Here is a 13,742-nt window from a genome sequence, read left to right as displayed (position 1 = left end):
ATCGCAAGATTGCCCGGTTTTTTGATGAGAGCAGCTCAATATTAAGCGATACCCGCTTTAGTCAGAAATGCCTGGGCCAAAAATAGTGCGCTAACATTTCGGGCTTCGCAAAACCCCGGTTCGTCGAGAAGCGCCATCATATTCGCAATCGGCCAACGCACTTGTGGCAGCGGTTCTGGCTCATCACCTTCCAGACTTTGCGAATAAAGGTTTTGCGCGACAACAATGTTCATTTTGCTCGAGAAGTAGGAGGGGGCCATCGTCAGCTTACTAAGGTAATCAAAACGCTCAGCGCCAAATCCAACTTCCTCCATCAATTCACGATTAGCAGCGTCTAATACGCCCTCTCCGGGATCAATGAGCCCTTTAGGGAAGCCCAACTCATACTCTTCGATACCCACGGCATATTCGCGGATCAGCAGCAAGTCATTGCCAATAATGGGCACAATCATAACGGCTTCGCGATTCGATGGGCGCATACGCTCATAGACACGTTGCACACCATTGCTAAACTCCAGACTCACCGCTTCAACAGTGAACAAGCGGGAGCGGGCAATCGTATCTATTTTATGTATTTTAGGTTTTTGCAGGTGTTTCATAATGGCCCCAAATTAAAACTCGCCGCCGGTCGGACGCGCATCGGGGTAGTCAGGCCCATAATATGGTTACTTAATAAGCCACTTTTTACCTATGCGGATGAACCCGACTCTTTATACTGGATTTTATTAGAACTTGATCACATTGTGCGTTAATGAGAACCTTTATCGCAATGTCAGTTAGATATAATTTACCTGTTTTTAACATGGCGGCGAGTTTAGTCAAGACTCAACCGGTTAATTATCATCCTATATCTGCGCAACATTAGTTAAAATTTGTGTTTGAAAATAGGATTATGCTGATATTAACAATGTTTTAGCCTTGCTATCCTTATCAGTCTACGGGTAGTTTAAGAGCACTTGTATTAGGTTATTTGATGAATAACGCTGTTATATGCCTCTGTACTGTGTTTATGCGTAATATGTACCCTAAATGATGCAAGTTGCAGCAAGGCGGTAAATGAAATCCGCCAAAGCACAAGCAGTTTGCCGCATGTTGGGTATGATGCATTATTTCATAGAGTTGATGTAAGTCAGGGGCGCTCGGATGGGGATGGGATGAGCACAATAGTCTTAATATTGGCCTTACTGTTGACCAGTCTGATCGCAGTAGGTTTGCTGTGGTGGTTCCGATTCCGCCGATCTATCCCCGTAACTGCAACACTGCCGTTCGCGAAACCCACGCATCGAAAACTGACACCGGAAGAGCGGGTCCACATTGAAAATTACCTGCTAAACCAACAAGATAAAATCGGGTTTAAACCCCAGTCAACGTTTGATACCCTAACCCTGACAGACAGTGCACCTTCGCACACGAAACTGATTTTAACACCTCAAAGTGACAATGTTTATGCGGTAACCCGCGCGATTACTCGCTATGGTGTGGCAACTGACGAGCCAAATAAATGGCGCTATTATCTTGATTCTATTGAAGTTCATCTACCGGCCTCATGGGAACAATATATTACTCAGGATAATGACGTCGAACTTATCCAAACCCAAACGATCCCTTTGGTTATTTCTCTTAACGGGCATACGCTAAAAAATCATCAGTCTGAGAACACTTACCAGCCTATTTTATCTTCCGTGGCGCAAAACGCGTCAATCCGCAAGGCGGATAGCGAGCATATTGAGCTACTGAATATCCGCAAGGAAACTCCGGAAGAATATGCCCTGCATGGCACTAACGGCTTGAAAGAAGCGGGGGCCATTTGTTTGGCATTGCTGCTACTGTTCTTTGCACTGACTGGCCCTGCGGTAACGCTGCCCTGGCTTATTATTGTGGCGGCAACACTGACTGGCTGGGCATGCTGGAATATGTTCCGCCCACTATCTGAAAAAGATTTGCGGGAAGTTCATTGCTTAAGCGGCACACCAAAGCGCTGGGGCCTGTTCGGTGCGTCAAATCAGGGGCAGATGAATAATATCTCGCTCGGGATTGTCGACCTGATCTACCCGGCACATTGGGGGCCCTATTTTGCTCATGATTTGGGCAAAAAAACCAATATTGATATCTATCTCAATCGTCAGGTTGTACGTCAAGGGGCGTTTTTATCCCTGCATGATGAAATGAAGCACTTTCCCCTACAACGCTGGGGAAAAAACCTGACATTAATGGCCGGATCACTGTTGGTGATGGCGTTATTACTGATTTATGTGCCACTGGGGCTGCCACTAAAATTAAGTGTCGCCTGGTTGCAAGGCGCACAAAGCCAGCAGGTGACCAGCGTTGAAGCATTAGAAAAAATGCCGCTCCGTATTGGCGATATGCTGAAAGCGCAGGGAATGGGGATGTGCTATGTCCCGCCGAACACTCAAAACTCGCACAGTTTTGTTTTCACACCTTTTGATTGCTCCGGTATCTATTGGAATAACGCAGCACCATTGCCGCAACCTGAATCTGAGATCATTGAAAAGGCAGCATCACTGGTGGCTACCGTCAATCAACAGCTACATCCCCAAGGTTCGGATGCTAACGTTAACCCACAACTGGCAACTGCTATTGAAAAATCCGGTATGATTTTGCTGGATAACTTTGCGGATATCGTCTTAAAAACACAGGCATTATGCGGTGGTGATGCTGATTGCATTCGCCTGAAAAATGCTTTGGTGAATTTGGGTAATGCCAAGAATTGGTCAGGGCTGGTGAAACGAGCACAATCAGGTACCTTAAAAGGCATGAATGTGCTGTTACGCCCAGTCAGCGCCGACACGCTGGAAAATCTGGTTAAGACGGCAACCTCATCATTTGTTTACCGTGAAACACATCTGGCAACAGAAGCCTTAAACAGCCCTCCGCCGGGTGGGTTCCTGATTACCAGTGATGAGGGTAAACAGTTAGTCAATCACCCAGCTCCCTCGGTTCCTCTGTTCGATTACAGTGCATTGGAGCAGTGGCGCGAATTGCAACGGCTCTCGGGGCTACTACTCAATACCCCATTTAAGGCAGAAGGTATCATTACCAATATCACCACGGATGCCAATGGAACTCGCCACATTGCATTACACAGTGAACCGGATATCGTGACACTCGGTCGCTATTTGGGTACCAGCCTGCTGCTGCTGGTTCTGATTGTGTGTTTAGTGGTGAATACCACCTTATTTATTCGGCGCGTCCTGAAAAACCGCAGCCGTATGGATAATATTCAACGCTACTATGATAATTGCTTCAACCACCCCCTCACACCAGCGCCTTTCCTACGTTAGCCCTTTTTCGTTTATCATTAGTCTTATTTACGCCCTAAATAATTCGAGTTGCAGGAAGGCGGCAAACGAGTGACTAATCGGTTGAAAACCGATTTGAACAGCATTTATGCTAGCCCGCAGGGTGAGCCTCTTTGAGGCTCATTAATCCCCAAGAGTCTACTTACTTTAAGGTCAACGATCAGTAAGTGACTGGGGTGACAAATCGGTCTGGAACCGATTTGAACGCTGTTTGCAGCGGCCTCGAAGAGGCGAGGCCCATGGACGGGCCGAGTAATGAATGCAGCCAACGCACATGTAGCTTGAAGTATGACGGGTGAATACAGCTAATGCGGAGTCGCGATGCCCCCTGAATTGAATTGGCAAGAAATTGATACCGTGCTGTTGGATATGGATGGCACTCTGCTCGATTTAGAGTTCGACAGCCATTTCTGGCTCAAGCAGGTACCGGAAACACTCAGCCAACGCCGGGAGATATCTCTGGAGCAGGCGCATAAAATTATCCATGATGAATATCTGGCAGTGCAGCACACACTAAATTGGTATTGCTTCGATTATTGGAGCGAGCGGCTAGATTTGGATATCTACGCGATGACTACTCAAGCGGGCAATCGCGTGCGATTGCGCCAGGATACACAGCCCTTTTTAGCCAGTTTACGTGAACGCGGCTTACGAACCATTTTACTTACCAATGCCCATCCGCACAGCCTGGCGGTAAAAATTGAGCACACCGCTCTCGACCAGCACCTTGATTTATTACTTTCTACCCATACATTTGGTTATCCAAAGGAAGATCAACGACTGTGGCAAGCTGTCACGCAGCATACCGGGCTGAATCCTGCCAGAACCTTATTTGTCGATGACAGTGAGAAGATTCTGGATGCTGCGCGCACCTTTGGTATCCGCTACTGTCTGGGAATAGAAAACCCTGACTCCAGCTGCGCTGATAAAGCATTTCACAGCCACCCTGCAATCAATGACTACCGTAAACTATTGCCTGCATTAGCGTTGCGCAAGTAATGTCGGAATAAATGAGTATGACGGCTGGGAGTATTCATGAAAGAGAAAGCAGTCTCGGACGAATCGGTTCGGCTAGATAAATGGCTTTGGGCGGCTCGGTTTTACAAAACCAGAGCAATAGCGCGGGAAATGGTGGATGGCGGCAAAGTCCATTACAACGGCCAGCGTGGTAAACCGAGTAAGCTGGTTGAAATCAATGCTGAAATTCGTCTGCGCCAAGGTAACGATGAGCGCACGGTGCGGGTCTTGGCGCTACACCACCAGCGCAGAGGCGCAAGTGAAGCGCAGGCATTGTATGAAGAAACTGAGGTCAGCATTGCTAACCGAGAGAAAGTGGCACAAGCACGTAAGCTCAATGCTCTGACCATGCCACATCCGGATCGGCGACCGGATAAAAAAGAGCGTCGCAATCTAATCAAATTTAAACAAGGCGAGCCTGAGTAAACTGCTTGCAGCCAGAAAGAGAGAAAATTATGTCTAATCACGATCAATCGAATCACGATCAACTGCAGCGCTACCTATTCGCTAACCATGCTGTGCGCGGTGAACTGGTTTCAGTCAATGAAACCTACCAGCAGATGCTCGCTAATCATGACTACCCTCCTGCGGTACAAAAACTGTTAGGTGAAATGTTGGTCGCGACCAGCCTACTAACCGCGACCCTCAAATTTGACGGTGATATCACGGTGCAATTGCAAGGTGGAGAAGGACCACTCTCACTGGCAGTGATTAACGGCAATAATAAGCAAGAAATGCGCGGTGTCGCCCGCTTTAAAGGCGAAATCAGTGATGAAAGTACGCTGAAAGAGATGATGGGCAACAGTGGCTATCTGGTCATAACCATCACGCCTGCACAGGGTGAGCGCTATCAAGGCGTAGTGGCATTGGAAGGTGAGACTATCGCCGCCTGCCTGGAAAATTACTTTATGCAGTCAGAACAGCTACCTACCCGTCTGTTTATCCGCACCGGTAATGTGGAAGGTAAACCTGCAGCAGGCGGTATGCTGTTACAAGTTCTACCCGCGCAGGAGCGTAATGAAGATGAGTTTGATCATCTCGCACAGCTCACTACCACCATCAAAGCTGAGGAATTATTCACCCTGCCGGCCAATGAGGTGCTGTATCGTTTATATCATCAGGAAGAAGTGACGCTTTACGAGCCACAAAATGTCAGTTTCCGCTGTACCTGTTCTCGCGAACGTTGTGCCGATGCATTAATAACGCTATCCGAAGATGACGTCAAAGAAATGCTTGAGCAAGATGGCAATATTGATATGAATTGTGAATATTGCGGCACTCACTACCTGTTTGATGCGGTCGATATTGCTACATTAAAAAGCGGTAATAGCCCTTCATCAGAACAAATTCATTAATTCTCGTAATACTTGGTTGGGTGCTGACTCGTGCCCAGCCATTTCTTCTGCCGTTTCATACTTGCGACAATCCGTGTCCTATCTCTCATAACCTAGCGAAAAGTAGCCCATATATTGAAATATTTGAACGCTATCGCTGTTAATCGGAGATGAGTAATTACAATCGCTGGTAGAAAATTGACGATCCAGGAGTTATGACATGAGTGTTAAAGGAATTACCCCGCAGGAGCTCGCCGCCTATGGCATCCATAACGTCAGCGAGATTGTTTACAACCCAAGCTATGATTTACTGTTCCAGGAAGAGACTAAACCCACACTCGAAGGATACGAGCGCGGAACCCTCACCAAAACAGGAGCAATTGCGGTAGATACCGGTATCTTTACCGGCCGCTCACCAAAAGATAAATATATAGTCCGTGATGCTATCACCCAGGATACCGTGTGGTGGGCCGATCAGGGCAAAGGTAAGAATGATAATAAGCCGCTAAGCCAAGAGACCTGGACTCACCTGAAAGGGTTGGTCACTAATCAACTGTCTGGTAAGCGCCTGTTTGTTGTTGACACATTCTGCGGTGCTAATGCCGATACTCGTCTGCAAGTGCGATTTGTCACTGAAGTAGCCTGGCAAGCGCATTTCGTTAAAAACATGTTTATCCGCCCAACTGATGAAGAATTGGCCCATTTCGAGCCTGATTTTATCGTCATGAATGGCGCTAAATGCACTAACCCGAACTGGAAAGAGCAAGGTCTGAATTCAGAGAACTTTGTGGCCTTTAACCTGACGGAACGTATGCAGCTGATTGGCGGCACATGGTATGGCGGTGAAATGAAGAAAGGTATGTTCTCAATGATGAACTACCTGTTGCCACTGAAAGGGATTGCTTCCATGCACTGCTCGGCTAACGTCGGTGAAAAAGGCGATGTGGCTATCTTCTTCGGCTTATCCGGTACCGGTAAAACTACCCTGTCCACTGATCCGAAACGCAAGTTGATCGGCGATGATGAACATGGCTGGGATGATGACGGCGTATTTAACTTTGAAGGTGGCTGCTACGCCAAAACCATCAAGTTATCCGAAGAAGCAGAACCCGATATTTATCATGCGATTAAACGTGATGCATTGCTGGAGAATGTGGTGGTGCTGCCAGATGGTACTGTTGATTTCAATGACGGCTCCAAAACTGAAAACACCCGTGTTTCTTATCCTATCTACCACATTGAAAATATCGTTAAGCCAGTCTCTAAAGCAGGTCATGCCACCAAGGTTATTTTCCTGACTGCCGATGCCTTTGGCGTATTGCCGCCGGTATCTCGCCTGACGGCAAATCAAACCCAGTATCACTTCCTATCTGGCTTTACCGCCAAACTGGCGGGTACTGAACGCGGTGTCACTGAGCCAACACCAACCTTCTCTGCTTGTTTTGGTGCCGCATTCTTATCACTGCATCCAACACAATATGCAGAAGTATTGGTTAAACGTATGCAAGCAGTGGGCGCTCAAGCTTATCTGGTCAACACCGGTTGGAATGGCACCGGCAAACGTATTTCCATCAAAGATACCAGAGCTATCATTGACGCCATTCTGAATGGTGAAATTGATAAAGCTGAAACCTTTACTCTGCCAATCTTTGATCTGGCCGTGCCGATGGCATTACCAGGCGTAGACCCCGCAATCCTCGACCCGCGCGATACATACGCGGATGTTGCGCAGTGGCAGGAGAAAGCCGAAGATTTAGCGAAGCGTTTTACCACTAACTTCGATAAGTATACCGATACCCCAGCAGGGGCTGCGTTGGTTAGCGCAGGGCCAAAGATCTGATTTAGATTTGGTTTTGTAAGATGACAAAAGGGGCACATTTGTGTCCCTTTTTGTTTTTCGCAAATCAAGAATGGATTAAATCTGGTTTGGTGGTTTAGTGATCAGGTTGGGTTGTGGTTGTGGTTGTTCGGTGATCGGGTTCGGTTGTCATGAGTTTAGTGATTAGCTTATCTCCGTAGCCTCAACCGCCAAAGGGTGCTGGCGCGCACCCTTATGGAATCCCGCGCTTGCGCGAAATATTGCCCTGCGGGTAAACCCTCCTGCGTCTTTCGGGCTGACGAGCCAGCGCGATTCGCAATCCATGCTCAAGCGCGCTTTTCGCGGGCGTCCATGCCCGCTCACTCTACCCTCACTCCTTGTCGGCAATATTCCTGATTGCGCTCAACGTCAAAAACCAATTCAAAACCCTGTTTTTAGGTTTTGATGTTAAAAGCACATTTGAGCCGCCGAGTGAAGAATGAAGATAGGACGCGAGGAAGGGATGCCGAGCGAGGGCCGCTTGAGCATGGATGCGAATCGGCCCGGGCCGTCAGCGAAATGATGAGTCGAGGGCACCCACGCAGTGGGCAAGCGATAGGTGCGTAAGCGCAGGGGTTCCAAGGGGGCTACGCGCTTGTAACCCCCTTGGCGGTTGGTTCATCGGAGGCTAAGTAAACTCCGTTGCTCTAACAACCGAACCGAATCACTAGTCACTGAACAATTAATATCCAATAACCAAATCTGATCACACCACCACTGGTGGCTTAGCCTTAACATCCAACGGCAACGGGATATAGGCCCGAATCCGTAATCCACCCCGCTCGCTGGTACCGATATCCAACGAACCGGCGTGTGCATCAATAATTCGCTGCACAATGGCCAGCCCTAACCCAGTGCCACTGGTACTGCGGGCGCTATCGCCACGGACAAAGGGCTGGAACAAATGCTTCAAATCTTCCGGCTTAATACCAGGTCCATCATCTTCCACCTGGAACCAAGCCCGCTGTAGCTCTGTGCCACTGCTCACTTTTATCCAACCATTTCCGTAACGAGCGGCATTCACCACCATATTTGCCAAGGCGCGCTTGATCGATAATGGATGAATATCTACCATCACCTCGCCTTCACACAAATCCGTTTCAATCACTCGTTCATAGCCACTTTCAGCAGCGATCACTTCACCCAATACCGCATTAAGATCGCTCGATTCGGTCGGCATCTCCTGCCCAGTGCGCAGATAATCAATGAACTGCTCGATAATGGCATTACACTCTTCAATGTCCTTATTGATTGACTCAGACAAATAACCGTCGGCTTCACTCATCATTTCTGTCGCCAAACGGATACGGGTCAATGGCGTACGCAAGTCATGACTGACTCCCGCCATTAACAAGGTGCGGTCATCAGCCAGCAACTTCACGCCAGCCGCCATTTGATTAAATGCCCGGGTGACCGAACGGACCTCAGAAGCACCATATTCGCGCAGCGGTGGCGGAATGATGCCCTTACCGACCTGCAAAGCCGCATGTTCCAGTTCAACCAAGGGTCGATTCTGAATACGGATAAACAGCCAGGCACCGCCAACTGCCAGTAACATGATGGCCAAGGTATAACGGAACAGCGGCGAGAAATCGCCCTGATGGATCTCGGTTAATGGCACCCTCACCCAAATATCTGGCGATAACCACGTTTTCAGCCAGACAACGGGCGAGTTTTTATTCACTTCGACCCGAACATCGGTTGGCCCACCTAATTGCTGGGCCATTTGATCACTAAGAAACTTGTAATGCTGTGCCCAACGCAGGCCACTTTCCTCTGCCGCCGCATTGGTATAAAGCGAAATCCCCAATTCACGGTAAATCTCACGCCGAAACGCTGGCGGGACTTCAAGTAGCGTGCCATCTTCCAGTTGCAGCCGATCAGTCATCAGCATACGGACTTCATATGCCAATACTTTATTAAACTGCTGCAAACTGGGCAAAATGGCGAAATTCAGTACCACCAGATACGTCGTGACCAAGCTGACAAACAGCAAGGTCACAATCAGTAATAAGGTTCGGGCAAATGAGCTACGTGGAGAAAAGCGCCATCGCCTCATGCTTTACTGCCGTCCGGCACAAATACGTAGCCCAAGCCCCATACAGTTTGGATATAGCGTGGATGAGCTGGATCTTCTTCTACCATGCGGCGCAAACGTGAAATCTGTACGTCGATAGAGCGTTCCATTGCACTGTATTCACGGCCACGAGCCAAATTCATCAGTTTATCGCGAGATAATGGCTCCCGTGGATGACTGACTAAAGCTTTCAGCACCGCAAACTCGCCGCTGGTCAGTGGCATAGGTTCATCTTCACGGAACATCTCGCGGGTACCCAAGTTCAGTTTGAACTTACCAAAGGCAATCACCGCTTCTTCTTGTGAAGGGGCACCTGGAAGTTCGTTGGCCTGACGGCGTAGCACCGCGCGGATACGAGCCAGCAGTTCGCGTGGGTTAAATGGCTTTGGAATATAGTCATCGGCACCAATTTCCAGCCCGACGATACGGTCAACTTCTTCACCCTTGGCCGTCACCATAATGATCGGCATTGGGTTGCTTTGACTGCGCAGGCGGCGGCAGATAGACAGGCCATCTTCCCCCGGTAACATCAGGTCGAGCACCATCAGGTGGAAAGACTCACGAGTCAGCAAGCGATCCATCTGCTCCGCATTGGCAACACTGCGCACCTGGAAACCTTGTTCTGTCAGGTAACGTTCCAATAGCGCGCGCAGGCGCATATCGTCATCAACGACCAGAATCTTGTGATTCTCTTGCATTTTATTACTCCCAAAGGCCGTATTGCCTGAATCTGCACATTGTTAGAAAAACTCACTCTATACCCTAAATCATTCGAGTTGCGGGAAGGCAACAACTGAGCGAGTCCCCAGGAGCTTACATGAGTAAGTGACTGGGGTGAACGAAGGAAGTCAACACACATGCAGCTTGAAGTATGACGGGTATAACAGACAACTATTTATGGTATACATTCTAGTCGAAATTGTTACAAAGCTTATTGTCAGGCTTAATTATCAACACTTTCATCAAATGGGCGGTAGCGAATCTCTAAAATCCAGTAGTTCGCCTCACCATTTGGTGTTTGAACCGTCACCTCATCATCGACCTGTTTACCTATCAAGGCACGGGCCACCGGCGAATCGATTGAAATCCATTTTTTTGCCGGTTCGAACTCATCCGGCCCCACCAAACGAAAGATGCGCTGTTCTCCTGATTCATTTTCGACCCGCACCCAAGCACCAAAATAGACTTTCCCTTCCTGGCGAGGATCGGGATCAACAATTTTCAACACTTCAAGACGTTTGGTCAGAAAGCGTACCCGACGATCAATTTCCCGCAGGCGCTTCTTACCATAGATATATTCGGCATTTTCCGAACGATCACCCATAGCCGCTGCTTCAGACACCGCCTGAGTGACTACTGGCCGCTCTTCTCGCCATAGATAGTGCAGCTCACGATCCAGTGCCTGCCAGCCTTCGCGGGTAATATAGTTACTTTTCGCCATACCGTTATCCACTTATTCCTTTGGCAGAAATGCCACTACTATACCTTAACCTTTTACCGATAAGTTCACGTTAGCTCAAGCTCGGCGACCACTCTACTGGCAATTTATCCGGGCAATCCGTATAACTATCTTCTGCCGTTTTTCCGACTCACTATCAAAATTGATATCAGACTTATGAATGAACAACTGAGCAGCATTATTGCAAGCGAAATACAGGCGCGACCAGAGCAAGTTATTGCCGCGATAAGCCTGCTGGATGAAGGTAATACCGTGCCCTTTATTTCACGGTATCGTAAGGAAGTTACCGGCGGGTTGGATGATACCCAGCTGCGCCAGTTGGAAAGCCGTTTGGGTTATCTGCGCGAACTTGAAGACAGACGCCAAACCATTCTTAAATCAATCGAAGATCAGGGCAAGCTCACCGACCAGCTAGCCAGTGCCATTAACGGCACGATGAGTAAGACTGAGCTGGAAGATTTATATCTTCCTTATAAGCAAAAGCGCCGCACCCGCGGCCAGATTGCGATTGAAGCTGGTCTGGAACCCTTAGCAGACAGCCTATGGAATGACCCACAGCAAGATCCGGAACAGGTCGCCCGCGCTTATGTCGACGCCGATAAAGGCGTGGCAGACACCAAAGCGGCGCTGGATGGGGCGCGCTATATCCTGATGGAGCGTTTTGCGGAAGATGCCACGTTGCTGGCAAAAGTGCGCCAATACTTGTGGAAAAACGCCCATTTGGTATCAAAAGTGGTGGAAGGCAAAGAGCTGGAAGGTGCCAAATTCCGCGATTACTTCGATCACCACGAACCTATCGCCCAAGTCCCTTCTCACCGCGCGCTGGCAATGTTCCGTGGTCGTAATGAAGGGGTGTTGCAACTGGCGCTGAACCCCGATCCACAATTTGATGAACCTCCTCGTGAAAGTCAGGGCGAGCAGATCATTATCAACCATTTGGATTTGCGCCTGAATAATGCACCGGCTGACAGCTGGCGCAAAGCCGTGGTCAACTGGACATGGCGTATTAAGGTGCTGATGCATCTTGAAACCGAGCTGATGAGCACCCTACGTGAACGGGCAGAAGACGAAGCTATCAATGTATTCGCTCGTAACATGCAAGATTTGCTGATGGCCGCTCCGGCGGGGATGCGAGCGACTATGGGCCTCGATCCAGGTCTGCGTACTGGGGTGAAAGTAGCGGTGGTTGATGCTACTGGCAAGCTGGTTGCCTTCGATACCATCTATCCTCATACCGGGCAGGCTGCTAAAGCCGCTGCCGTGGTGGCCGCCCTGTGCATCAAGCATCAGGTTGAATTGGTGGCTATTGGTAACGGCACCGCATCACGTGAAACAGAGCGCTTCTTTACCGAGCTGCAACAGCAATATCCGGCGGTGACGGCGCAAAAAGTCATTGTCAGTGAGGCTGGTGCTTCGGTGTATTCGGCCTCAGAGCTGGCCGCGCTGGAATTCCCTGATCTGGATGTTTCCATCCGTGGCGCAGTTTCTATTGCTCGCCGGTTGCAAGATCCGTTGGCTGAACTGGTTAAAATCGATCCGAAATCTATCGGGGTTGGTCAGTATCAGCATGACGTCAGCCAAAGCCAATTGGCGAAAAAGCTGGATGCGGTAGTAGAAGACTGCGTAAACGTCGTGGGTGTGGACTTGAACACCGCGTCAGTACCATTACTGACCCGCGTGGCTGGCCTGACCCGCATGATGGCGCAGAATATTGTAAACTGGCGTGATGAAAATGGGCGCTTCCATAACCGCGAGCAATTGTTGAAGGTCAGCCGCTTAGGGCCAAAAGCTTTCGAACAGTGCGCCGGTTTCTTGCGAATTAACCACGGGGATAACCCGCTGGATGCTTCAACGGTGCATCCAGAAACCTATCCGGTGGTCGAGCGTATTTTGGCAGCTACCGAGCAAGCATTGCAGGACTTAATGGGCAATGCCACAGCATTGCGTAGCCTCAACGCCCGCGATTTCACCACCGAAAAATTTGGCGTACCGACCGTTACAGATATCCTGCGCGAGTTAGAAAAACCGGGCCGAGATCCGCGTCCTGAATTTAAAACTGCGATATTTGCCGAAGGCGTGGAAACACTGAATGACCTGACACCGGGGATGATCCTCGAAGGCTCAGTGACTAACGTGACTAACTTTGGTGCGTTTGTCGATATCGGCGTTCATCAGGATGGTTTGGTGCATATCTCCTCACTGGCAGATAAGTTTGTCGATGACCCGCATAAGGTGGTGAAAGCCGGCGATATCGTCAAAGTTAAAGTCATGGAGGTGGATTTACAGCGCAAACGTATTGCTCTGACAATGCGCCTTGATGAGCAACCAGGTGAAAGCGGTTCACGTCGTGGTAATGGTGCTGAGAACCGTGCTAATACCAATAATGACAATCGTGGTGCCAGTCGACCGCGTAATAGCAATGAATCCAATAGCCGCCCACCCGCTAAAGGGCGAGCAGACAGTCATTCCGGTGGTAACCATTCCAGCAGCAACAACAGCGCCATGAGTGACGCATTGGCGGCGGCTTTTAAAAAACGCTGATATCTCAAGTAAGGGCCAGATTCTGTGGCCCTTTTTCATTGATCTTATTTCATCGAATTCTTCGGTTCAAACTCGTCCCTAACGCCATATTGAGCACCATTGCTCATATTTTTTTCTTCTATAAGATCGCAGCGTT

General features: G+C 49.0%; 10 protein-coding genes. 6 read left to right on the top strand and 4 right to left on the bottom strand.

The features are described from left to right. Window positions 1–41: 41 nt before the first annotated feature. Window positions 42–599: an ADP compounds hydrolase NudE gene (gene nudE, locus ACF3VQ_RS00950; RefSeq protein WP_392433044.1), complete on the bottom strand. Its 558-nt coding sequence runs from the start codon at window positions 597–599 to the stop codon at window positions 42–44. A 555-nt stretch (window positions 600–1,154) separates the two neighbouring features. Here nudE and ACF3VQ_RS00945 point away from each other — a divergent pair. The 5 genes from ACF3VQ_RS00945 to pckA all read left to right on the top strand — a co-directional run bounded on the left by ACF3VQ_RS00945 (window position 1,155) and on the right by pckA (window position 7,511). Beyond that, the gene (locus ACF3VQ_RS00945; protein ID WP_392433043.1) at window positions 1,155–3,302 is read left to right on the top strand and encodes an intracellular growth attenuator family protein; all 2,148 of its coding nucleotides are present in this window, start codon (window positions 1,155–1,157) and stop codon (window positions 3,300–3,302) included. Window positions 3,303–3,641: 339 nt separating this feature from the next. Beyond that, entirely contained in the window at window positions 3,642–4,319 is a 678-nt protein-coding gene (yrfG, locus tag ACF3VQ_RS00940; protein ID WP_392433042.1) for a GMP/IMP nucleotidase, read from the top strand. A gap of 36 nt (window positions 4,320–4,355) precedes the next feature. After that, window positions 4,356–4,763: a ribosome-associated heat shock protein Hsp15 gene (hslR, locus tag ACF3VQ_RS00935; RefSeq protein ID WP_392433041.1), complete on the top strand. Its 408-nt coding sequence runs from the start codon at window positions 4,356–4,358 to the stop codon at window positions 4,761–4,763. A 29-nt stretch (window positions 4,764–4,792) separates the two neighbouring features. After that, on the top strand, window positions 4,793–5,692 hold the full coding sequence (gene hslO, locus ACF3VQ_RS00930; protein ID WP_392433040.1) for an Hsp33 family molecular chaperone HslO: 900 nt from the start codon (window positions 4,793–4,795) through the stop codon (window positions 5,690–5,692). Between the two features lie 199 nt (window positions 5,693–5,891). Continuing rightward, window positions 5,892–7,511 (top strand): phosphoenolpyruvate carboxykinase (ATP), encoded by a 1,620-nt coding sequence (pckA, locus tag ACF3VQ_RS00925; protein WP_392433039.1) that lies wholly within the window; start codon window positions 5,892–5,894, stop codon window positions 7,509–7,511. Between the two features lie 724 nt (window positions 7,512–8,235). On the opposite strand, the gene envZ is transcribed toward pckA, so the two are convergent. From envZ to greB, 3 genes are all read right to left on the bottom strand, one after another. After that, window positions 8,236–9,588, bottom strand: coding sequence for a two-component system sensor histidine kinase EnvZ (gene envZ, locus ACF3VQ_RS00920; protein ID WP_392433038.1), 1,353 nt, complete (start codon window positions 9,586–9,588; stop codon window positions 8,236–8,238). Next, a complete protein-coding gene (gene ompR, locus ACF3VQ_RS00915) occupies window positions 9,585–10,304 on the bottom strand; it encodes a two-component system response regulator OmpR (protein ID WP_004709363.1) in 720 nt (239 codons plus the stop codon). The genes envZ and ompR overlap by 4 nt, the downstream gene beginning before the upstream one ends. 245 nt (window positions 10,305–10,549) lie before the next feature. Then, window positions 10,550–11,047: a transcription elongation factor GreB gene (gene greB / locus ACF3VQ_RS00910; protein WP_392433037.1), complete on the bottom strand. Its 498-nt coding sequence runs from the start codon at window positions 11,045–11,047 to the stop codon at window positions 10,550–10,552. Window positions 11,048–11,221: 174 nt separating this feature from the next. Between greB and ACF3VQ_RS00905 the strand changes: the two genes are divergently transcribed. Further along, window positions 11,222–13,606 (top strand): Tex family protein, encoded by a 2,385-nt coding sequence (locus ACF3VQ_RS00905; RefSeq protein ID WP_392433036.1) that lies wholly within the window; start codon window positions 11,222–11,224, stop codon window positions 13,604–13,606. The last annotated feature ends 136 nt before the right edge of the window (window positions 13,607–13,742 follow it).

This window comes from Yersinia fenwicki (genome assembly GCF_043099325.1).
Lineage (GTDB): Bacteria > Pseudomonadota > Gammaproteobacteria > Enterobacterales > Enterobacteriaceae > Yersinia.
This window is presented reverse-complemented; position numbering and strand designations above follow the sequence as displayed.